This window comes from Saccharopolyspora rosea (genome assembly GCF_025643595.1).
Taxonomy (GTDB): domain Bacteria; phylum Actinomycetota; class Actinomycetes; order Mycobacteriales; family Pseudonocardiaceae; genus Saccharopolyspora; species Saccharopolyspora rosea.
This window is the reverse complement of sequence record NZ_CP102826.1, coordinates 1,205,852-1,226,173: the sequence shown is the minus strand read 5'-3', so window position 1 is coordinate 1,226,173 and position 20,322 is coordinate 1,205,852. Positions and strand designations below refer to the sequence as shown.

Here is a 20,322-nt window from a genome sequence, read left to right as displayed (position 1 = left end):
GCTGCCCATTCTCCTCACCCGCTCCGGTCACCCGTTCAGTGGTAGGCCGGATCAGGCGTCCTCGGCGGCCAGGGCGCTCGCGGCGGGCAGCTCCGCGCGCTCCCGGACGGCTTCCGGAACCGTCCGCTCGACCAGCGGCAACGACCGCAACTGCCGTTCCATGTGCCACTGCAGGTGCGCCGCGACCAAACCGCTGGCCTCCCGGCGCACCGATGTCACCGCCTCCTCCGCCTCCGCCCAGTCGCCGTGCAGCAGGGCCTCCATCAGCGGCAGCGTCCGCGCGCCGGGCCGCACCGAACCGGCCGGGCAGCAGTGCGCGCACACCGCGCCGCCCGCCTGGATGTTGAACGCCGCGTGCGGTCCGGGACGACCGCAGCGCGCGCACTCGGCGAGCGCCGGGGCCCAGCCCGCGAACGACATGGCGCGCAGCAGGAACGCGTCCAGCACCTGCGACGGGTCGCGTTCGCGCCCGGCCAGGGCGCGCAGCGCGCCGACCGCCAGCAGGTACAGCCGCAGCACCGGTTCGCCCTCCTCGGCGGCGATCCGGTCGACCGTCTCCAGCACGGCGCAGGCCGCGGTGTAGCGCTGGTAGTCGTCCACGATGTGCGCGGCGAACGCGTCGACGGTCTGCACCTGGGTGATCACGTCGAGCGTCCGCCCGGTGTACAGCTGCGCGTCGACGTGCGAGAACGGCTCCACCCGCGCACCGAACCGGGACGTGGTGCGGCGCACGCCCTTGGCGACCGCGCGCACCTTGCCGTACCGACGGGTCAGCAGCGTGATGATCCGGTCGGCCTCACCCAGTTTCTGCACCCGCAGCACGACGGCCGTATCCCGGTAGAGGCTCACCCGGTCATGGTCTCACCTCCGGAGCGCTCCGGTGCTGCTGGCCGATTCGGCGAAACCGCCGCCCGAGGCCGTTCGTCGAAGGGACAATGGCCGCGGCCTGATCACGGAAGGACTCCATGACCAACCCGAACCAACCCCCCTTCGGCAACCAGCCTCAGCCCGCCGGCCCGCCGAGCTACCCGCCGAACATGCCGCCCCCGCCGCCCGCGTACCCGACCGCCGGCGGCTACCCGTACGCGGGATTCCGGCAGACCCACTCGCTCGCGACGGCGTCGCTGATCCTCTCCCTGGTGGGGTCCTTCTGCGTGCTGACGGCGATCGCCGCCGTGATCACCGGACACATGGCCCGCAAGCGCATCAGGGAGGACCCGCGTTACGACGGCGCGGGCATCGCGTTGGCGGGTCTGATCATCGGCTGGGTCATCATCGCCGGTTGGCTGATGTACGTCGCCTTCATGATCTCGATCGTGGTCCTCGGGGCGAACGGCCAGCTGCACTGACGGTTCACGCCCGCAGCGCCGGGAACGGCCCGAACGGCAGGTTGCGCAGCACCGTCCAGACGACCAACGACCCGACCAGGGCGAACGTCAGCGCGCGGCCCGCCCGTCCGCTCGGCCAGCGCCGGTCGACGCAGCCGAGTTCGTGCGCGGCTGCTGCGCCCACCACGACGGCCGCCAGCGGGACCAGGAGAACCAGCGCGAAGGCGTTCAGGTGCCACGCTTGCACGACGTCGCCGCGGAGCAACGCTCCGATCATTCGGCTTCCGCCGCAGAACGGGCAGTCCAGCCCGGTGATCAGCCTGAACGGGCAGGGCACCGGCACGATGCCGGTGCCCAGGACCAGACCGACGGCTCCCGTGGTCACGACCATGCTGGTGGTCTGCGGGAGCCGTCGGAAAGGGAAGGTCAGCACGCCGCGCACGGCCGAGCTCATCACTGCTGCGGGTAGCCGCCCGGCTGCTGCGGATATCCGGGCTGCTGGGGGTACCCCGGCTGCGGGTAGCCCTGCTGGGGGTAGCCCTGCTGCGGGTAACCGCCACCCGGCGGCAGGTCGTCGACGTGGACGACGACGGTCTTCATGATCTTGTCGGCGAAGGTCTGCCGCTTCTCGTCCCACAGCGGGAACAGCCACCCGATGTCGCACGCCAGGCCGTCGAGGATGTGGCAGAGCTGGCGGGCGAAGGCGCCACCGAACCCGATCGGCTGGCCGGACTCCTCGCTGATGGTCTTGATCTTCACGACCTGCTGGCCGAAGGTCTGTCCCGTAGTGCCGCGGCGGTAGCACAGATTCCAGATCATGAACACGGCCATCGCGATGTACAGCACGATGTCGATGATGACCACGACCGCGACGCCGCCGCCGCTGTTCGCGCTGGCCGCGATCCCGCCACCGACTCCGCCGACGATCGCCATGACGACGGTGAACACGATGCAGGGCACGAACACGTCGAGGAGGTACCCCAAGGCCCGGTACCCCCAGTTCGCCAGCCGTCCGAACGGGTGCATCCCCGGCGGGTAGGCGCCGTAGCCCTGCGAGGGCGGCGGAGCGGCCGGCGGGTAGCCACCGGAGTACCCGGGCTGCTGCGGCATCGGCCCCGACTGCGGTCCGTACCCACCCGGCTGTTGGCCGTAGGGCTGCTGCGGCTGGGGGCCGGAAGGCGGGCCATAGGGGTTCGTCACTGTTCGTTCCTTCGAGGTGTCCCGGTATCACGACTGCGCACGTCCTCGCCTGGGCGAAGACCGCGCTGGAACGTACCCGAGACACCCGGGGCGCGAAGGCGGTTTGGTGAAATCCAGGCCCGGGTGTGATCTAGAACCCCAGCTTGCGCAGCTGCTTCGGGTCCTGCTGCCAGTCCTTGGCGACCTTGACGTGCAGGTCGAGGTAGATCTTGCTGCCCAGCAGCGCCTGGATGTGCCGACGGGCCTGCGAACCGACCTCGCGCAACCGCTCCCCGCCGCGGCCGATGACGATCGCCTTCTGGCTCTGCCGTTCGACGTAGACCACCGCGTGCACGTCGATCAGGTCGTCGCGGTCCTCGCGCGGCAGCATCTCCTCGATCGTGACGGCCAGCGAGTGCGGCAGTTCGTCGCGCACGCCCTCCAGCGCGGCCTCCCGGATCAGCTCGGCGATGAGCGTCGTCTCCGGCTCGTCGGTCAGGTCGCCCTCCGGGTACAGCTGGGGCCCCTCCGGCAGCTGCGCGACCAGCAGGTCCGCGAGCACGTCGACCTGGAACGAGTCGACCGCCGACACCGGGACGAGCTCGGCGAAGTCCATCACCTGCTGCAACGCCAGCAGCTGCTCGGCGACCCGCTGCTTGCCCACCAGGTCGGTCTTGGTGACGATCCCGATCACCGGGGTGCGGCGGGCGACCTTGGCCAGTTGTTCGGCGATGAACCGGTCCCCCGGCCCGATCTTCTGATCGGCGGGCACGCAGAACCCGACCACGTCGACCTCCGACCACGTCTCGTGGACGAGTTCGTTGAGCCGACGGCCGAGCAGCGTGCGCGGCCGGTGCAGACCGGGGGTGTCCACCACGACCAGCTGGGCGTCCGGGCGGTGCAGGATGCCGCGGATCGCGTGCCGGGTGGTCTGCGGCTTGCTGGAGGTGATCGCCACCTTCGAGCCGACCAGGCTGTTCGTCAGCGTGGACTTGCCCGCGTTGGGGCGGCCGACGAAACAGGCGAAACCGGAGCGGTGGGCATCTGCGGAGCTGGTCACGGCTCCATTGTGACGGTCGCCGTCCGCCCGGGGTGCGCCGGGCGGACGGCGAGGCCCGTCACGCTCCGACGACTCCGGCGACCTCGCCCCGCGCGTCCGCGCGCAGCACCGGGGCGCTCGCGCCGAGGTCGCGCACCGCGGCCACCGAGTCCGCGTCGACCGCGTCGGCGTCGGTGACGACCGCCGCGGCCTCCAGCCCCTCCGCGCCGCTGGCGACGGCCGCCGCCACCGCGGCCTGCAGGGCGGACAACCGCAGCGACGGCAGGGCGACCGTGCACGCCGCGTAGGTGCGGCCGTCGGTGTCGCGCACCGCGGCGCCCTCGGCGGCCCCGGTGCGGGCCCGCGTCGACCGCGCCAGTGTGACGATCTTGGCGTCCTCGGGGTCGAGTTCGGCGGGGGCGGCCACTTCGACGTGCTCAGCCACGGATGTTGTTCCCTTCCTGGTCGGCACCGCCCAGCGGTGCTTGCTCTGCGTTCACCCGGCGGACGAGCAGCGCGTTGATGCGGATCCGCCCGCGGTGGTCCTTGCCGCCCTCGGCGCGCAGCCGGAGCCCGTCGATCTCGGCTTCCGCGCCGGGCAGCGGCACCCGGCCGAGGCGTTGCGCCAGCAGCCCGCCGACCGTCTCGACGTCGGAGTCGTCGAGTTCGACGCCGAACAGCTCGCCGAGGTCCTCCACCGGCAGCCGGGAGCTGACCCGGACGGTGCCGTCGGACAGCCACTCGATCGGCCGGTGCTCCTCCAGATCGGACTCGTCGGTGATCTCGCCGACGATCTCCTCCAGGATGTCCTCGATGGTCAGCAGGCCGGCGGTGCCGCCGTACTCGTCGACGGCGATGGCCAGGTGGCTGCGGGACAGCTGCATCTCCTTGAGCAGCTCGTCGAGGCGCTTGGTGTCGGGGACGAAGCTCGCCGGGCGCATCAGTTCGCCCACCGCCGGACCGGGACCGCCGCTGTCGAGCACCACCCGGGCCAGGTCCTTGAGCGTGACCACGCCCACGATGTCGTCGACGCTCTCGCCGATCACGGGGATCCGGGAGAACCCGGACCGCAGGCACAGCGCGAGCGCCTGCCGCGCGGTCTTGGTGCGCTCGATCCAGATGATCTCGGTCCGCGGCACCATGACCTCGCGGGCCAGGGTGTCGCCGAGCTCGAACACCGAGTGGATCATCTCGCGCTCGCCCGCGGCGACCACTCCGCGCTCACCGGCCAGGTCGACCAGCTCGCGCAGCTCGACCTCGGTGGAGAACGGCCCCTCGCGGAAGCCGCGCCCGGGGGTGATCAGGTTCCCGACCAGGATCAGCAGCCGGGTCAGCGGGTTGAGCAACCGGGCCAGCACCCGCACCGGCGCGGCGACCGTGAGCCCCACGCCGTACGGGTGCTGCCGGCCGACGGTGCGCGGACCGACCCCGACCAGCACGTACGAGGCGACCAGCATGACCAGCCCGGCGATGACCACCGCCCACACCTCGGAGTTGGACTCGCGGACGGCCACGACCGTGACCAGCACCGTGGCGCCCATCTCGCAGGCCAGGCGCAGCAGCAGGAGCAGGTTGACGTGCCGCGGGCGGTCGGCCAGCAGCAGCGACAGCTGCCGCGCCCCGGACCGCCCCTCGCGAACGAGTTCGTCCACCCGGGCCCGGGAGGCCGTCGCGATCGCCGCCTCGGACGCGGCGAACACCCCGGCGGCCAACACCAGCAACACCGCCCACACCAGGAAAGCGGCGGAACCGGTCAACACCGCTGCGGACTCCTTCAGTGCGTGCCGGCCGAGCCGCCCGGGGGCGTCCCCGGCTCGTCCAGACCCACCGCGCCCAGCACCCGGGAATCGGCGCTGCGCTGCGCGGCCACCCGGTCGGCCTCCGCCTTGGCGGCGCGGAAGTCGGCCAGGATGCGGTTCTGCAGGCCGAACATCTCGCGTTCCTCCTCCGGCTCGGCGTGGTCGTAGCCGAGCAGGTGCAGCACGCCGTGCACGGTGAGCAGGTGCAGCTCGTCGAGCAGGCTGTGCCCGGCCTTGCGGGCCTGGTCCTTGGCGAACGCGGGGCAGAGCACGATGTCGCCGAGCAGCGCCGGCCCGGACCCGGCCGAGTCGGGGCGGCGCGCGGAGTCGTACTCGTCCATCGGGAACGCCATGACGTCGGTGGGGCCCGGCAGGTCCATCCACCGCTCGTGCAGATCGGCCATCACGTCGAGTTCCACCAGCACGATGGACAGCTCGGCGAGCTGGCTGACGCTCATCTTGTCGAGCGCGAAGCGGGCGACCGAGACGATCGACGCCTCGGGCACCTCGATTCCGGATTCGTTGGCGATCTCGATGCTCATGCCCGTCCTCGTCGCTGCCCGTTGCGCCTGCCGCCGTCCTCGCGCGCCTGGTCCTCCTGCGCGTGCCACCGGTCGTAGGCGTTGACGATGTCGGTGACCAGGCGGTGCCGCACCACGTCGTGGCTGTCCAGCTGGGAGAAGTGCACGTCGTCGACGTCGGCGAGGATCTCCTGCACCATCTTCAACCCGCTGCGCTGACCACCGGGCAGGTCGATCTGCGTGACGTCGCCGGTGACCACGATCTTGGAGCCGAAGCCCAGCCGGGTCAGGAACATCTTCATCTGCTCGGGCGTGGTGTTCTGCGCCTCGTCGAGGATGATGAACGCGTCGTTGAGGGTGCGCCCGCGCATGTAGGCCAGCGGCGCGATCTCGATCGTGCCCGACTGGGTCAGCCGCGGCACCGACTCCGGATCGACCATGTCGTGCAGCGCGTCGTACAGCGGCCGCAGGTACGGGTCGATCTTCTCGTAGAGGCTGCCGGGCAGGAACCCGAGGCGCTCGCCCGCCTCCACCGCGGGACGGGTGAGGATGATCCGGTTGACCTGCTTGGCCTGCAGCGCCTGCACGGCCTTGGCCATCGCCAGGTAGGTCTTGCCGGTACCGGCAGGACCGATCCCGAACACCACGGTGTGGTGGTCGATGGCGTCGACGTAGCGCTTCTGGTTCAGGGTTTTCGGGCGGATCGTGCGGCCGCGCCGCGAGACGATGTCCAGGCTCAGCACGTCCGCCGGGGATTCGTCGTGGTCGGTGCTCAGCATCGCCACGCTGCGCCGCACGGCGTCCGGGGTGAGCTGGGCTCCCTTGGTGACCAGCGCGATCAGCTCGGCGAAGACCCGTTCGGCGAAGGCCACCTCGGCGGTTCCACCGGACAACGTCACCTCGTTGCCGCGGACATGGACATCGGCGGTGAGCAGTTCCTCGGCGACCCGGAGGTTCTCGTCCCGGGAGCCGACCAGGGTCAGCACCACGTCGTCGGGAACGGTCACCTTCGCCTGGGCGGTCTGGGAGTGCTCTCCGGATCGGGCGGCGGCTCCACCCGCTGCAATTCCGGCCACGTGTGTTCGGGCCTGCTTTCTGCGCTCTCGCGCGGGTCGTTCGGTCAGTTCTCCCTGTCGTCGATGGTAGAACACCCGGCAATGCGATTGCCGTCACGACGGCACGCAGGCCGGGACCGGGCGGTCCCGGCGCGACGCGGCGCTTCAGCCCTTGATCGGGCCGCCGGCGAGGCCGCCGAGCGGCTCACCGCCGAGCAGGTGCAGGTGCACGTGGAAGATCGTCTGCCCGGCGTCGGCATTGGTGTTGAACAGCAGCCGGTAGCCGGACTCGGCGATGCCCTCCGCCTCGGCGATCTCGTGGGCCACGGTGACCAGCTCGGCGAGCAGCTGCGGGTCGGCCGCGGCGAGTTCGGCGGCGTTGCGGTAGCGCTTCTTGGGCACCACGAGCACGTGGGTGGGCGCCTGCGGGTTGATGTCGCGGATCGCGATCACCCGCTCGTTCTCGCGCACCACGTCGGCGGGCACCTCGCGGGCGATGATCCGCAGGAACAGGGAGTCCATGTCGCTCATGCCCGAAGGCTATCCCGAACGAGGTTCGCGCATGATCGGCGCCGAGGTGATGCCGCACCGCAGCCGGGCCTGGGGGTTACCCGGCTGCGGCACGGCTCTCGCCGGACCGAGGGGGGAGGTGTCCGGCGAGCTGATGGGTGCGGTGTCCCGTGCGACACCTTCGGCAACCCATTCACCACTCAGGGTATCGCTCCATCACGCGTCCGCGCTACGTATACACGCGATCTTTCTAACTTCGTTCGCTGTCCGTCACCATCGTCATCCGGTTGGGAGAGCTCAGGACCATCTTGCGGTGAGCGGGCCGAGGGCGCCGAGGGCGACGGCCGCGGCCGTCGAGGCGCGCAGCACCGTCGGGCCCAGGCGCACCGCGCGGGCTCCGGCGCCGGTCAGGGTCGCCAGCTCGTCGTCGGTGACACCGCCCTCGGGGCCGACGACGAGCAGCAGCTCGCCCTCGGCGGGCAGCTCCACCGACGCCAGCGGCGTCGTCGCGGACTCGTGCAGCACGATCGCCGCGTCGGCCGCACCGACGAGCGCGGCCAGGCCCGAGGTGCTGACCGGGTCGGCCACCTCGGGCGTCCACGCCCGCCGTGCCTGCTTGGCCGCCTGGAAGGCGGTGCCGCGCCAGCGCGCGAGCGCCTTCGCGCCGCGCGGGCCGTCGTCCCACTTCGCGATGCACCGGGACGCCCGCCACGGCACCACCGCGTCGACGCCCGCCTCGGTGGCCAGCTCGACCGCCAGCTCCCCGCGGTCGCCCTTGATCAGCGCCTGGGCCAGGCGGACGCGCAGCCCCGGCCTGGGCACCTGCCAGGTGTCCTCGACGTCCAGCCGCAGCGAGTCCCGGTCCGCCTCGACGACCGCGCAGCGCGCCATGCCGCCGTGCCCGTCGGACAGCAGCAGCCGTTCCCCCGGTCGCAGCCGCCGGACGGTGGCCGCGTGCTTGCCCTCCGGGCCGTCGAGCGTGGCCGGGCCGACGGCGGGCAGCCGCTCGACGGCGAACACGGGCTCGGACACGACGACCTCAGCGGTGGCCGAAGGAGCGGAAGCGGGAGAACAGGCCGTGGCGCTGGCCGTTGCCGTTGGCCGTCACGGTCGGCTCCGGCTGCTCCTCGCCGCGCAGCGACGCCAGCTGGCGCAGCAGGTCGGACTGCTGGTCGTCGAGCTTGGTCGGCACCACGACGTCGAGGTGCACGTGCAGGTCGCCGTGCCCGCTGACCTTGCCGTTGGAGCGCAGCTTCGGCAGGCCGCGCCCGGTCAGCACGTGCTCGGTGCCCGGCTGCGTGCCCGGCTCGACGGTGATCTCCTCGCGGCCGCCGTCCAGCGTCTCCAGGGTGATCACGGTGCCCAGCGCGGCGGCGGTCATCGGCACCTCGACGGTGCAGTGCAGGTCGGCGCCGTCGCGGGTGAACCGGTCGTGCGGCAGTTCCTCGACCTCGACGAACAGGTCACCGGCCGGCCCACCGCCGGGGCCGACCTCGCCCTCCCCGGCCAGCCGCACGCGCATCCCGTCGCCGACCCCGGCCGGGATCTTGACGGTGATGGTGCGGCGGGCCCGGACGCGCCCGTCGCCGCCGCACTGCTGGCACGGGTCGGTGATGACCTCGCCGAACCCGCGGCAGACCGGGCACGGCCGGGAGGTCATGACCTGGCCGAGGAAGGAGCGCTGCACCGACTGCACCTCGCCGCGACCACCGCAGGTGTCGCAGGTCGACGGCGCGCTGCCGGCGCGCGAACCCCCGCCGTCGCAGGCGTCGCACAGCACGGCGGTGTCCACCGTGATGTCGCGGTTCACGCCGCTGGCGCACTCCTCCAGCGTCAGCTCCAGACGCAGCAGGGCGTCCGAACCGGGCTGCACGCGGCTGCGCGGGCCCCGCCCGGCGCCACCGGCCGCCCCGCCGAAGAAGGCGTCCATGATGTCCCCGAGGCCGCCGAAGCCGGCGAACGGGTCGCCGCCCATCCCGCCTCCGGCGCCGCCGCCGTTGGACATCGGATCACCGCCGAGGTCCACGACCTGGCGCTTCTTCGGGTCGGAGAGGACCTCGTAGGCGGTCGTCACTTCCCGGAACCGCTCCTGCGCGTCCTCGTCGGGGTTGACGTCCGGGTGCAGCTCCCTGGCGAGCTTGCGGTAGGCCCGCTTGATCTGCTCCGGTGTCGCGTCCTTGGACACCCCAAGGGTCGCGTAGTAGTCCCTGGCCACCTTCTCCGTACTTCCTCTGCTCGATCAACGAGTTGCTGTCGCAAGTCCTCGCGCTACCGGCCGACGAGGATCTCCCCCACGTAGGCGGCGACGGCGCGCACCGCTGCCATGGTGCCCGGATAGTCCATCCGGGTGGGACCGACGACGCCCATGCCTCCCAGCACCATGCCATCCGAACCGTAACCGGTGGAAATCACCGAGGTCGTACGCATCTCCTCGGCTTCGTTCTCCACCCCGATGCGGACCGTGACCGTCTGCGAGTCGCGGGCCGCGGCGAGCAGCTTGAGCACCACGACCTGCTCCTCCAGCGCCTCCAGGACCTGGCGCAGCGAGTTCGGGAAGTCGGCGGAGTGGCGGGTGAGGTTGGGCGTGCCGCCGAGCACCATCCGCTCCTCGGGGTGCTCGACCAGCGACTCGATGAGCACGCTGCACACCCTGGTCAGCACGTGCCGCAGCTCGGCGGGCGCTTCGTCGGGCAGCTCGGCGACCGCGGCGGACGCCTCCGCCAGCCGCTTCTCGGTCATGGCGGAGTTGAGCACGTTGCGCAGCCGGGACACGTCGTCGTCGGTGATGACCTCGCCGAGGTCGACGACCCGCTGGTCGACGCGCCCGGTATTGGTGATCAGCACCAGCATCAGCCGGGCGGGTGTGATGGTGACCACCTCGACGTGGCGCACCGTCGACCGCGTCAGCGTCGGGTACTGCACCACCGCCACCTGCTGGGTGAGCTGGGCGAGCAACCGGACGCTGCGGCGCATCACGTCGTCGAGGTCCAGCGCCCCTTCCAGGAAGGTCCCGATCGCGCGCCGTTCGGCCGGGGTCAGCGGTTTGATCTCGTGCAACCGGTCCACGAACATCCGGTAGCCCTTGTCCGTGGGAACTCGGCCCGCGCTGGTGTGCGGCTGGACGATGAAGCCCTCCTCCTCCAGCGCGGCCATGTCGTTGCGCACCGTGGCACTGGACACGCCGAGGTTGTGCCGGTCGACGAGTGCCTTCGACCCGACCGGCTCCTGGGTGGCCACGTAGTCGGCGACGATCGCGCGCAACACCTCGAAGCGACGTTCATCGGAGTTCACCAGCGCCACCTCCCCTTCACGCGCACACTCACCGCGGTACTGAGCGGTACCACATCAAGTTTACGGTGTTCTCCCAGCACAACCGAAGAGCCGCAGGTCACGGCTGCCGCGAAGGTCGCCGATGACGTGCCGCGGTCGCCAACGGCATCCCGGTGGCGGCCCCTGCCTGAGTCAGGCCAGCAGATCGGCGACGACCCCGTCCGCGAGCAGGCGGCCGCGGGCGGTGAGGACGCAGCGGCCGGCGGACAGGCGTGCCGGGTCCAGCAGGCCGTCGGCGGCGGCGCGCTCGGCGGCCTGCAGACCGGGTTCGTCGAGGGCGTCGACCGGCAGTCCGTCGGCGACGCGCAGTTCCAGCATGATCCGCTCCACCCGCCGGTCCTCGGTGTCGAGGAGTTCGCGGGCCGCCGCCGGGGAGGCGCCCTCGGCGAGCAGCGCCGCGTAGCGGGCCGGGTGCTTGACGTTCCACCAGCGGACCCCGCCGACGTGGCTGTGCGCGCCGGGCCCGGCGCCCCACCAGTCGCCGCCCTGCCAGTAGCCGAGGTTGTGGCGGCAGCGGGCCCGGTCGTCGCGGGCCCAGTTGGAGACCTCGTACCAGCCGAGACCGGCCTCGGCCAGGGTGCTGTCGATGATCTCGTAGCGGTCGGCGAGCACGTCCTCGTCGGGCATCGGCAGCTCCCCGCGGCGGACCTTGCGGGCCATCGCCGTGCCGTCCTCGACGATCAGCGAGTACGCCGAGACGTGGTCCACCCCGGCGGCCAGCACCGCGTCCAGCGAGGCGCGCAGGTCGTCGTCGGTCTCGCCCGGCGTGCCGTAGATCAGGTCCAGGTTGACGTGCTCGAACCCGGCGGCCTTCGCCTCGGCGACGGCGGCGCCGGGGCGCCCCGGGGTGTGCCTGCGCTCCAGGACGCGCAGCACGTGCGCGGCGGCGGACTGCATGCCCAGCGACACCCGGGTGAAGCCCGCCTCGCGGATGCCCGCGAAGAACTCCGGCGAGGTCGACTCGGGGTTGGCCTCGGTGGTGATCTCCGCGTCGGCGGCGAGTCCGAACGTGACGCTGATCGCATCCAGCACCTCCGCCAGCCGGTCGGCGCCGAGCAGCGACGGCGTGCCGCCGCCGACGAACACCGTGGCCGCTTCCGGCACCGGCTCCGGCCCTGCCGACAGCACCCGCGCGCCGAGCTCCAACTCGGCCCGCAGCCCGTCCAGCCAGCTGCCGAAACCGGCCGAGGAGCCCAGTTCGTCGGCGGTGTAGGTGTTGAAGTCGCAGTAGCCGCAGCGGGTCGCGCAGAACGGCACGTGGACGTAGACGCCGAAGGGGCGCGAGCCGAGTCCGGTCAGGGCTGGGGCGGGCAGCGAACCGTCCCGCGGAGCGGGCTCTCCGGTGGGCTGAGCAGGCACCTCACCACTGTCTCACCATGCGGATGGTGGTGGACCGTCCGGTGAGCCGCGTGGCACGCTGACCGGCATGGGTGCGACCGCGACGCGGCTTCTCCTCGTCACCCGCCGCTACGTGGACCTGCGGCGGGTGTCGAGCGCGCTGTGCCGCGTCGAGGGTTGATCCCGCCGCCGCGTTCTGCACTGTCCAGTCGGCGCCGGGCACGCCGACGTGAGATCCGTCATCGGTGACGGGGGTTCCGCGCGGCGTCGCCGCGCCCCACCACCCGGAGGTCGGACCATGGTCCCCCCGACGGAAGCTCCGAGCCGCACCGAGAACCGCCCCGCCCGCAAGCGCAAGACCCGCGGCGAGGGCCAGTGGGCGCTCGGGTACCGCGAGCCGCTCAACGCCAACGAGCGCTCCAAGAAGGACGACAACCCGCTGAACGTGCGGCAGCGCATCGAAACGATCTACGCCCACCGCGGTTTCGACTCCATCGACCCGGCCGACCTGCGCGGCCGGTTCCGCTGGATGGGCCTGTACACCCAGCGCGCGCCGGGGATCCCGGGTGCGCGCACCGGCACGATCGAGCCGGAGGAGCTCGACGACCGGTACTTCATGCTGCGCGTCCGGGTCGACGGCGGTGCGCTGACGACCGAGCAGCTGCGCACCATCGGTGAGATCTCGCAGACCTACGCGCGCGACACCGCCGACATCACCGACCGGCAGAACGTGCAGCTGCACTGGGTGCGCATCGAGGACATGCCGACGATCTGGCAGAAGCTCGAAGCCGTCGGCCTCTACACCACCGAGGCGTGCGGCGACTGCCCCCGCGTGATCCTCGGCTCGCCGGTGGCCGGGATCGCCGCGGACGAGATCGTCGACGGCACGCCCGCGATCCGGGAGATCGCCGAGAAGTACATCGGCGACCAGTCGCTGTCCAACCTGCCGCGCAAGTACAAGACCGCGATCAGCGGTTCGCCGCGCTGGGACACGGTTCCCGAGACCAACGACATCTCGTTCGTCGGCGTCGAGCACCCCGAGCACGGCCCCGGTTTCGACCTGTGGGTCGGCGGTGGGCTGTCGACGAACCCCAAGCTGGCCGTGCGGCTGGGCGCCTGGGTGCCGCTGGAGGAGGTCGCCGAGGTCTGGAACGCGGTCACCCAGCTCTTCCGCGACTACGGCTACCGGCGGCTGCGCAACCGCGCCCGGTTGAAGTTCCTGGTCGCCGACTGGGGTGCGGAGAAGTTCCGCGACGTGCTGGAGAACGAGTACCTGGGCCGCAAGCTGCTGGACGGCCCGGCGCCGGAGACGCCCACCGGGCCGCGCGACCACCTCGGCGTGCACCCGCAGCGGGACGGCAACTTCTACGTCGGTGTGAAGTCCGCCGCAGGACGTGTGAGCGGTTCCACGCTCGTCGAGGCCGCCAAGGCCGCCGAGCGCGTCGGATCGCGCCGGGTGCGCACCACCGTCGAGCAGAACCTGCTGGTCCTGGACGTTCCCGAGTCCGAAGTGGACACGTTGGTGTCCGATCTGGCCAAGTTGGGGCTTTCCGCCGATCCGTCGCCTTGGCGGCGCCACGTGATGGCCTGCACCGGAATCGAGTTCTGCAAACTGGCCATCGTGGAGACGAAGCAGCGCGCCATCGACCTCATCGAGGACCTGGAGCGGCGGCTGGCGGACATCCAGGGCGATGTGGACAACCCGGTCACCATCAACCTCAACGGGTGCCCGAACGCCTGCGCCCGCACCCAGGTCGCCGACATCGGGCTGAAGGGCCAGATGGTGCCGGACGGCGAGGGCAACCAGGTCGAGGGCTTCCAGGTGCACCTGGGCGGCGGGCTCGGCCAGGACGCGGGCTTCGGCCGCAAGATCCGCGGCCACAAGGTGATCTCCGCCGAACTCGGCGACTACGTGGAACGCCTGGTGCGCCGTTACCTGGACCAGCGCGAGGCTGGCGAGCGCTTCGCCCAGTGGGTCGCCCGCGCCGAGGAGGACGACCTCAAGTGAGCCAGCCGGAGGGACGGGCGGTTCCGTTCTACTGCCCGTACTGCGGCGACGAGGATCTCGCGCCCGAGGCGGAACCCGCCGGGGCGTGGAAGTGCCAGGCGTGCCTGCGCGTGTTCACCGTGCGACTCGTCGGGCTGGCCCTGGGAGGAGAACCATGACTGCCGACACCACCACGAACATCGGCGTCCGCCGCAGCGACGACGAGCTGCGCGCCCTGGTCGACGAGGCCGCTCCGCGGCTGGCCGAGGCGACCGCCGAGGAGGCGCTGCGCTGGGCGGTCGAGACGTTCGGCGACGGGCTGATCGTCGCTTCCAACATGCAGGACGCGGTGCTGGTGGACCTCGCCGCCAAGGCGAAGCCCGGTGTGGACGTCCTGTTCCTGGAAACCGGCTACCACTTCGCGGAGACGCTCGGCACCCGGGACGCCGTGGCGCAGGTCTACGGCGTCACCATCGTCAACGCCGAACCCGACCAGACGGTCGCCGAGCAGGACGCCAGCGAGGGTCCCCGGCTGTACGAGCGGGACCCGAACCGGTGCTGCTTCCTGCGCAAGGTCGTCCCGCTGCGCCGCACCCTGTCCCGCTACGAGGCGTGGGTGACCGGGGTGCGCCGAGTCGAGGCGCCGACCCGCGCGAACACGCCGATCGTCACCTGGGACGACCGCAACGGCCTGGTCAAGATCAACCCGCTGGCGGCGTGGTCGGACGAGGACATGGACAACTACATCACCGAGCACGACGTGCTGGTGAACCCGCTGGTGCCCGCCGGATACCCGTCGATCGGGTGCCAGCCGTGCACCAGCAAGCCCGCGCCGGGTGCGGATCCGCGCAGCGGGCGCTGGGCGGGCACGGCCAAGACCGAGTGCGGACTGCACGGCTGAGGACACTGGAGGAAACCGCATGACCGCGATCGATCCCGGCGTCGAGCTGCCGGCGACGGCGGAGAACCCGCCGCAGGTGGACAACCTGGACGCCCTGGAGTCGGAGGCCATCCACATCTTCCGCGAGGTCGCCGGTGAGTTCGACCGCCCGGTGATCCTGTTCTCCGGCGGCAAGGACTCCACGGTCCTGGTGCACCTGGCCCACAAGGCGTTCCGGCCCGCTCCCGTGCCGTTCCCGCTGCTGCACGTCGACACCGGCCACAACTTCCCGGAGGTGCTGGCGTTCCGCGACGACCTCGTGGCGCGCGACGACCTGCGGCTGGTGGTGGCCTCGGTGCAGGACTACATCGACGACGGGCGGCTGTCCGAACGCCCGGACGGCACCCGCAACCCGTTGCAGACCACGCCGCTGCTGGACGCGATCGGCGAGAACCGCTTCGACGCGGTGTTCGGCGGCGGGCGCCGCGACGAGGAGCGCGCCCGCGCCAAGGAGCGGATCTTCAGCCTGCGCAACGCATTCGGCCAGTGGGATCCGCGCCGCCAGCGCCCGGAGCTGTGGAACCTCTACAACGGCAAGCACCGGCCGGGCGAGCACGTCCGCGTCTTCCCGCTGTCGAACTGGACCGAGCTGGACATCTGGCGCTACATCCAGCGGGAGAAGATCGAGCTGCCGGAGATCTACTACGCGCACCGGCGCGAGGTCTTCCAGCGGGACGGCATGTGGCTGACCTCCGGCCCGTGGGGCGGTCCGCGCGACGGCGAGGTCGTCGAGGAGAAGACGGTGCGCTACCGCACGGTCGGCGACGGCTCCTGCACCGGTGCCGTGGAGTCCGAGGCGTACACGGTGGACGACGTGATCGCCGAGGTCGCCGCCAGCAGGCTCACCGAACGCGGCGCGACCCGGGCGGACGACAGGATCTCCGAAGCCGCCATGGAAGACCGCAAGCGCGAGGGTTACTTCTAGCGAGTTTCGGTGGAAGATTTGCGCAGCGGTGCCGGTAGCGGAACCTCAGACGCCGCCTCGACTCCGGGAGCCCCGACATCATGTACCCACGTACACCACGTCGGCGCTGTCCTCGCGAGGCGACGTCTGAGAACCCGCGGCGGTGCCGGTTGCGTGCTCGGCGGAAGCGGCTGGCGCCGCTTGGAGAACACACCTGGTGACGCGGGACACCTCCGCACAGATCCGGCTACTGACCACAAGAATGGGCTGTCGAATGAGTGAGACCACTACCCGCACCGCACCGGACTCCGGGACCGAGGTGACGCTGCCGGTGCGCACCGATCTGTTGCGGCTGGCCACCGCCGGGTCGGTCGACGACGGCAAGAGCACCCTGGTCGGGCGGCTGCTGCACGACACGAAGTCGGTGCTGGCCGACCAGCTCGACGCGGTGCACCGCGCCAGCGCGGACCGCGGGCTGTCCACACCGGACCTCTCGCTGCTGGTGGACGGCCTGCGCGCGGAGCGGGAGCAGGGCATCACGATCGACGTGGCCTACCGCTACTTCGCCACCCCGAAGCGCACGTTCGTGCTCGCCGACACCCCGGGGCACGTGCAGTACACCCGGAACACGGTGACCGGTGCGTCGACCGCGCAGCTCGCGGTCCTGCTGGTGGACGCGCGCAAGGGCGTCGTGGAGCAGACCCGGCGGCACGCGGCGGTGCTAGCGCTGCTGGGCGTGCCGCGGCTGGTGCTGGCCGTGAACAAGATCGACATGGTGGACTTCGACGAGGCGACGCACACCCGCATCGCCGAGGAGTTCGCCCGGCACGCGCGCGCCCTGGGCTACGCCGACGACGCCGTGGTGACCATCCCGGTCTCGGCGCTGCACGGCGACAACGTGGTCGAGCGCTCCGAACGCACTCCCTGGTACGACGGGCCGTCGCTGCTGGAGCACCTGGAGACCGTGCCGGTGGCGCCGGATCCGCACGACGCGCCGTTCCGGATGCCGGTGCAGTACGTGATCCGCCCGCGCACCGCCGAGTTCCCCGACTACCGCGGCTACGCGGGCCAGGTGGCGGCCGGGGTGGTCGCCGCGGGCGACGAGGTCGTGGTGCTGCCCGCCGGTCTGCGCACCCGCGTGTCCAAGGTGGACACTCCGGACGGCGAGGCGCACAACGCGGCGGCGGGTCGTTCGGTGACGCTGCTGCTGGCCGACGACTTCGACATCGCGCGCGGCGACGTCATCGCTTCCGCCGACTCGGCACCGCGCGTCACCGACGAGATCGACGCGACGGTCTGCTGGCTCGCCGAGAAGCCGCTGCAGCCGGGCGCGCGCGTGCTGGTCAAGCACGGCACCCGCACGGTGCAGGCGATCGTGACCGAGCTGTCCGCCCGCTTCGACGAACAGCAGCTGTCCAGTGTGGACAACCCGGATTCGTTGCAGCTCAACGAGATCGGTCACGTCCAGCTGCGCACGGCGGAGCCGCTGCCGATCGACGAGTACGCCGTGAGCCGCCGCACCGGATCGTTCCTGGTGATCGACCCGTCCGACGGCACGACCCTGGCCGGTGGCCTGGTCGGCATCCCGCTGGCGCCGTTGGCCACCGCGGCGGAGTGACCATGACCCCGCCTCTGGTGGCCGTCGCCCACGGCAGCCGCGACCCGCGGTCGGCCGCGACGATCCACGCGCTGATGGACGTGGTCCGCGACCGGCGCCCGGACCTGGACGTCCGCACCGCGTTCCTGGACCTGTCGGCACCTCGCCTCGGCGACGTGCTCGACGCGGTCCACGGCGATGGCCACCGCGAAGCGGTCGTGGTGCCGCTGCTGCTCGGCCGCGCCTACCACGCGCGTGTCGACGTGCCCGCCGCCGTCGCCGAGGCGAGCACTCCGTGGTTCCGGGTGCACGTCGCCGACGTCCTCGGCCCGGATCCGAGGCTGGATGCCGCCGCCTGGCGGCGCCTGGCCGAAGTCGGGGTCTCGCCCGAAGATCCGGACCTCGGCGTGATCCTGGCGGGCGCCGGGTCGTCGCACGCCCCGGCGAACCAGCTGGTCTCGGACGTGGCAGCGCGTTGGCAGGAGCGCACCGCCTGGGCCGGCGCGGTGGCGGCCTTCGCCGCGGCCGCCGACCCGGACGTCCCGGCCGCGGTGGCGGCGCTACGTCGCCGAGGAGCCCGCCGCATCGCCGTGGCGTCCTGGTTCCTCGCCCCGGGCCTGCTCCCGGACCGCGTGATCGGCCACGCCCACGACCACGCCGACGAACCCCTCATCGCGGCCCCGATGGCCGACGACCCGGGCGTGGCGGACCTGGTCCTCGACCGCTACGCGCAGACCCTCACCGCGGCGACGGATCCGGTGGAGTACTCGCGGGCGTTGTGAGCGTCGGCTCCAGCACTCCCCCGCACATGGCCGGAACCGGGTCGATGGCCCGCAGCGCTTTCACCACGGCCTCGCGCGGCGGTAGTTCCTCCCGCCAGAGCTGCCTGCCCCGGTGCGTCAGCGGCCTGGCGAGATCGTAAACGGCCTCGTAGCGCGCCATGACCGCGTCGCCGAAGGCGCTGAGCACCAGGACGTCGACGAATCCGGCCTGGTACCGGCTCAACAGCACGTCCACACCCGGCAGCGGCAGCGGGCGCGGCCGGTAGCCGTGCGAGCACAGTTCGCGGACGAGCTCGCCGAGGTCGTCATCGTCCACATCGGACCAGGTCACTGCGGCCACCCCTTCATGCGCTTGAGCGCCGAGTTGCAGGGCTGGCACGTCCTGGCCCGTATCCAGTCCATTTCGGACGGTTGTGCCAGGGCGAACGTCTCGCCGCAGTACGCCGTCGCGGACGTTGCCGTGTCGAGACGGCTGCCGGGGAAGGCGTGGCGCCGGAGCGCGTAGTCGTCTCCCGACTCGTCCGCGACCGGCAACCAGAAGTACCGCTGCACGGCCCGCGGGCGTGGTGCGTCGATCATGTGTGCCCCCGAAGAGACCTGACTGCTGGGAAGTTCGCGCTGCTGCTCGTGGGACCCCGAGCGCCCCGTCGCCTCTCGCGCGGTCTACGGTGATCCGGAACACATCCGAAGTTACGTTTGTAGCCGCTACAAAGCAATAGGCAACAGATCCACCCATGGAATGGTTCTCGGAGCCCGGCGCGAGTGGTGCAGGCTTCGAGGATCAGTTGTCCCGACGAGGAGGCCCCGTGACGACCTCACCGTTCCTGACGTCCAGCCCGATCCTGCTGCGCCGCTCGCTCGGGATCGGCCTGGCGAACCTGCGGCAGCGCGCCGGTCTGCACCAACGGGAAGCAGCCGAGCGGTTGTCCGTGCAACGGGCGACGATCGGGCACTACGAGAGCGGCCGGAACCTCCCGTCGGTCGGCGACCTCGAAGCCCTGCTGCGGCTGTACGGAGCCGAGGACCAGATCGAGCACTTCCGCGCACTGCGGGACGGCGCACGCCGCGGCGAGAACTGGTGGCAGAAGATCGCCCAGATCCCGTCCTGGTTCGACCATTACCTCGGCCTGGAATCGGGTGCCGCGTCGATCGACAGCTTCGACACCATGTATCTGCCGGGACTGCTCCAGACCGAGGCATATGCGGAGGCGATGTTCCACGCGCACCAGCGGTTCCAGGACGATCAAATCCACCAGCTCGTGCGGGTTCGGCGACAGCGGCGGCACATCCTCGACCGCGAGGAGCGACCCGCACAGCTCCGGGTCGTCCTTGACGAAAGCGTGCTCTACCGGCGACAAGGCGACCGCGATGTCATGCAGGCCCAGTTGCGAGCACTGCTGGACGACATCGAGCACGAGCGGATCACGCTGCGGATTCTTCCGCTCGATGTCGGCTCGTTCAGCGGGCAGCACGATCATCCGTTCAAACTCCTGACGTTCCCGGAAAACATGATCGGCGACCAACCCGTGGTCTACGTCGAGCTGCTCGGCGAACCGAAGTACTACGAGGAAGCAGGAGAGATCGAGCTTTACCAACAAGCCATGGCAGACCTACTCAACGCGGCGGCTGACCTGCGAGACTCGCGTACGTTAGTTGAGCGAGCAGCAAAGGAGGCTGCCAAGTGACCGTGCAGGAACTCCTGTCGCGCTTCGCAACATGGCGGAAATCGAGCCGGAGCTTACCCCGCGGCGAGTGCGTCGAGGTCGGCTTCGCCACCGGGGCCGTGGGCGTCCGCGACAGCAAGAACCGTGCGGGCGGGGTTCTCGCGTTCGGCCCCGGCCAGTGGGACGCGTTCACCAGCGCCGTCCGCGCCGGGAAGTACGACCGGTGAACATCCGCTGAACCGGGAGCGCGCCGGGCCGGGCCCCGGCGTCCGGTGCGCTTCCGGTCCGGCGAGGCGAAAAGTCGACAAACGGGGCCGCACGGGTTGATTCCCGGGCATGATGGGAGTGT

Annotated in this window: 25 protein-coding genes; 10 read left to right on the top strand and 15 right to left on the bottom strand. The window is 71.3% G+C overall.

The window, feature by feature from the left end; all coding sequences use genetic code 11:
• Positions 1-51: 51 nt before the first annotated feature.
• Positions 52-849 (bottom strand): DNA repair protein RecO, encoded by a 798-nt coding sequence (gene recO, locus NV263_RS05985; protein WP_263251553.1) that lies wholly within the window; start codon positions 847-849, stop codon positions 52-54.
• Positions 850-965: 116 nt separating this feature from the next.
• Between recO and NV263_RS05980 the strand changes: the two genes are divergently transcribed.
• A complete protein-coding gene (locus tag NV263_RS05980) occupies positions 966-1,349 on the top strand; it encodes a DUF4190 domain-containing protein (protein WP_263251552.1) in 384 nt (127 codons plus the stop codon).
• A 4-nt stretch (positions 1,350-1,353) separates the two neighbouring features.
• Here NV263_RS05980 and NV263_RS05975 read toward each other — a convergent pair whose 3' ends face one another.
• The 12 genes from NV263_RS05975 to hemW all read right to left on the bottom strand — a co-directional run bounded on the left by NV263_RS05975 (position 1,354) and on the right by hemW (position 12,120).
• Complete coding sequence (locus tag NV263_RS05975) at positions 1,354-1,782, bottom strand: DUF2752 domain-containing protein (protein WP_263251551.1); 429 nt, start codon at positions 1,780-1,782, stop codon at positions 1,354-1,356.
• Positions 1,782-2,528: an RDD family protein gene (locus tag NV263_RS05970; protein WP_263251550.1), complete on the bottom strand. Its 747-nt coding sequence runs from the start codon at positions 2,526-2,528 to the stop codon at positions 1,782-1,784. The genes NV263_RS05975 and NV263_RS05970 overlap by 1 nt, the downstream gene beginning before the upstream one ends.
• A gap of 130 nt (positions 2,529-2,658) precedes the next feature.
• Complete coding sequence (gene era / locus NV263_RS05965) at positions 2,659-3,567, bottom strand: GTPase Era (protein WP_263251549.1); 909 nt, start codon at positions 3,565-3,567, stop codon at positions 2,659-2,661.
• Positions 3,568-3,625: 58 nt separating this feature from the next.
• Complete coding sequence (locus tag NV263_RS05960) at positions 3,626-3,991, bottom strand: cytidine deaminase (protein ID WP_263251548.1); 366 nt, start codon at positions 3,989-3,991, stop codon at positions 3,626-3,628.
• Positions 3,984-5,303: a hemolysin family protein gene (locus NV263_RS05955; protein WP_263254079.1), complete on the bottom strand. Its 1,320-nt coding sequence runs from the start codon at positions 5,301-5,303 to the stop codon at positions 3,984-3,986. Before NV263_RS05955 ends, NV263_RS05960 begins: the two co-directional genes overlap by 8 nt.
• A 17-nt stretch (positions 5,304-5,320) precedes the next feature.
• A complete protein-coding gene (gene ybeY, locus NV263_RS05950) occupies positions 5,321-5,887 on the bottom strand; it encodes an rRNA maturation RNase YbeY (RefSeq protein ID WP_263251547.1) in 567 nt (188 codons plus the stop codon).
• Entirely contained in the window at positions 5,884-6,942 is a 1,059-nt protein-coding gene (locus NV263_RS05945) for a PhoH family protein (protein WP_263251546.1), read from the bottom strand. Before NV263_RS05945 ends, ybeY begins: the two co-directional genes overlap by 4 nt.
• Positions 6,943-7,086: 144 nt before the next feature.
• Positions 7,087-7,452 carry a histidine triad nucleotide-binding protein gene (locus NV263_RS05940; RefSeq protein ID WP_263251545.1) on the bottom strand — a complete coding sequence of 122 codons (366 nt, stop codon included), beginning with the start codon at positions 7,450-7,452 and terminating at the stop codon, positions 7,087-7,089.
• A gap of 276 nt (positions 7,453-7,728) precedes the next feature.
• Positions 7,729-8,463: a 16S rRNA (uracil(1498)-N(3))-methyltransferase gene (locus NV263_RS05935; RefSeq protein WP_263251544.1), complete on the bottom strand. Its 735-nt coding sequence runs from the start codon at positions 8,461-8,463 to the stop codon at positions 7,729-7,731.
• A 7-nt stretch (positions 8,464-8,470) separates the two neighbouring features.
• Positions 8,471-9,646 (bottom strand): molecular chaperone DnaJ, encoded by a 1,176-nt coding sequence (gene dnaJ / locus NV263_RS05930; RefSeq protein ID WP_263251543.1) that lies wholly within the window; start codon positions 9,644-9,646, stop codon positions 8,471-8,473.
• A 53-nt stretch (positions 9,647-9,699) separates the two neighbouring features.
• Positions 9,700-10,725 (bottom strand): heat-inducible transcriptional repressor HrcA, encoded by a 1,026-nt coding sequence (hrcA, locus tag NV263_RS05925; RefSeq protein ID WP_263254077.1) that lies wholly within the window; start codon positions 10,723-10,725, stop codon positions 9,700-9,702.
• A gap of 168 nt (positions 10,726-10,893) precedes the next feature.
• On the bottom strand, positions 10,894-12,120 hold the full coding sequence (gene hemW / locus NV263_RS05920) for a radical SAM family heme chaperone HemW (protein ID WP_263251542.1): 1,227 nt from the start codon (positions 12,118-12,120) through the stop codon (positions 10,894-10,896).
• Positions 12,121-12,187: 67 nt separating this feature from the next.
• Here hemW and NV263_RS30575 point away from each other — a divergent pair, with 67 nt between their 5' ends.
• The 7 genes from NV263_RS30575 to NV263_RS05890 all read left to right on the top strand — a co-directional run bounded on the left by NV263_RS30575 (position 12,188) and on the right by NV263_RS05890 (position 18,309).
• Complete coding sequence (locus NV263_RS30575) at positions 12,188-12,280, top strand: putative leader peptide (RefSeq protein ID WP_317630400.1); 93 nt, start codon at positions 12,188-12,190, stop codon at positions 12,278-12,280.
• Between the two features lie 117 nt (positions 12,281-12,397).
• Positions 12,398-14,107, top strand: a complete 1,710-nt coding sequence (locus NV263_RS05915; protein ID WP_263251541.1) for a nitrite/sulfite reductase — start codon at positions 12,398-12,400, stop codon at positions 14,105-14,107.
• Positions 14,104-14,265 (top strand): hypothetical protein, encoded by a 162-nt coding sequence (locus tag NV263_RS05910; protein ID WP_263251540.1) that lies wholly within the window; start codon positions 14,104-14,106, stop codon positions 14,263-14,265. Before NV263_RS05915 ends, NV263_RS05910 begins: the two co-directional genes overlap by 4 nt.
• A complete protein-coding gene (locus NV263_RS05905) occupies positions 14,262-14,987 on the top strand; it encodes a phosphoadenylyl-sulfate reductase (RefSeq protein WP_263251539.1) in 726 nt (241 codons plus the stop codon). The genes NV263_RS05910 and NV263_RS05905 overlap by 4 nt, the downstream gene beginning before the upstream one ends.
• Before the next feature lie 19 nt (positions 14,988-15,006).
• Positions 15,007-15,951, top strand: a complete 945-nt coding sequence (gene cysD, locus NV263_RS05900) for a sulfate adenylyltransferase subunit CysD (RefSeq protein ID WP_263251538.1) — start codon at positions 15,007-15,009, stop codon at positions 15,949-15,951.
• A gap of 253 nt (positions 15,952-16,204) precedes the next feature.
• Complete coding sequence (locus tag NV263_RS05895; RefSeq protein ID WP_263251537.1) at positions 16,205-17,548, top strand: sulfate adenylyltransferase subunit 1; 1,344 nt, start codon at positions 16,205-16,207, stop codon at positions 17,546-17,548.
• 2 nt (positions 17,549-17,550) lie between these two features.
• Positions 17,551-18,309 (top strand): sirohydrochlorin chelatase, encoded by a 759-nt coding sequence (locus tag NV263_RS05890; RefSeq protein WP_263251536.1) that lies wholly within the window; start codon positions 17,551-17,553, stop codon positions 18,307-18,309.
• Here the strand turns inward: NV263_RS05890 and NV263_RS05885 are convergent.
• Together NV263_RS05885 and NV263_RS05880 are read right to left on the bottom strand one after the other, a co-directional pair.
• Positions 18,266-18,640 (bottom strand): hypothetical protein, encoded by a 375-nt coding sequence (locus NV263_RS05885; RefSeq protein ID WP_263251535.1) that lies wholly within the window; start codon positions 18,638-18,640, stop codon positions 18,266-18,268. The genes NV263_RS05890 and NV263_RS05885 overlap by 44 nt on opposite strands.
• Positions 18,637-18,888: a zinc finger protein gene (locus NV263_RS05880; protein WP_263251534.1), complete on the bottom strand. Its 252-nt coding sequence runs from the start codon at positions 18,886-18,888 to the stop codon at positions 18,637-18,639. Before NV263_RS05880 ends, NV263_RS05885 begins: the two co-directional genes overlap by 4 nt.
• Before the next feature lie 227 nt (positions 18,889-19,115).
• Here NV263_RS05880 and NV263_RS05875 point away from each other — a divergent pair, with 227 nt between their 5' ends.
• Entirely contained in the window at positions 19,116-19,994 is an 879-nt protein-coding gene (locus NV263_RS05875; protein WP_263251533.1) for a helix-turn-helix domain-containing protein, read from the top strand.
• On the top strand, positions 19,991-20,200 hold the full coding sequence (locus NV263_RS05870) for a DUF397 domain-containing protein (protein WP_263251532.1): 210 nt from the start codon (positions 19,991-19,993) through the stop codon (positions 20,198-20,200). The genes NV263_RS05875 and NV263_RS05870 overlap by 4 nt, the downstream gene beginning before the upstream one ends.
• Positions 20,201-20,322: the final 122 nt, after the last annotated feature.

Coding starts and splice junctions, on each gene's coding strand:
- ybeY (WP_263251547.1), bottom strand. CDS start 5,887: ATGAGCATCGAGATCGCCAACGAATCCGGAATCGAGGTGCCCGAGGCG.
- NV263_RS30575 (WP_317630400.1), top strand. CDS start 12,188: ATGGGTGCGACCGCGACGCGGCTTCTCCTCGTCACCCGCCGCTACGTG.
- NV263_RS05975 (WP_263251551.1), bottom strand. CDS start 1,782: ATGAGCTCGGCCGTGCGCGGCGTGCTGACCTTCCCTTTCCGACGGCTC.
- NV263_RS05895 (WP_263251537.1), top strand. CDS start 16,205: ATGAGTGAGACCACTACCCGCACCGCACCGGACTCCGGGACCGAGGTG.
- NV263_RS05940 (WP_263251545.1), bottom strand. CDS start 7,452: ATGAGCGACATGGACTCCCTGTTCCTGCGGATCATCGCCCGCGAGGTG.
- NV263_RS05890 (WP_263251536.1), top strand. CDS start 17,551: ATGACCCCGCCTCTGGTGGCCGTCGCCCACGGCAGCCGCGACCCGCGG.
- NV263_RS05980 (WP_263251552.1), top strand. CDS start 966: ATGACCAACCCGAACCAACCCCCCTTCGGCAACCAGCCTCAGCCCGCC.
- NV263_RS05915 (WP_263251541.1), top strand. CDS start 12,398: ATGGTCCCCCCGACGGAAGCTCCGAGCCGCACCGAGAACCGCCCCGCC.
- NV263_RS05905 (WP_263251539.1), top strand. CDS start 14,262: ATGACTGCCGACACCACCACGAACATCGGCGTCCGCCGCAGCGACGAC.
- NV263_RS05880 (WP_263251534.1), bottom strand. CDS start 18,888: ATGATCGACGCACCACGCCCGCGGGCCGTGCAGCGGTACTTCTGGTTG.
- cysD (WP_263251538.1), top strand. CDS start 15,007: ATGACCGCGATCGATCCCGGCGTCGAGCTGCCGGCGACGGCGGAGAAC.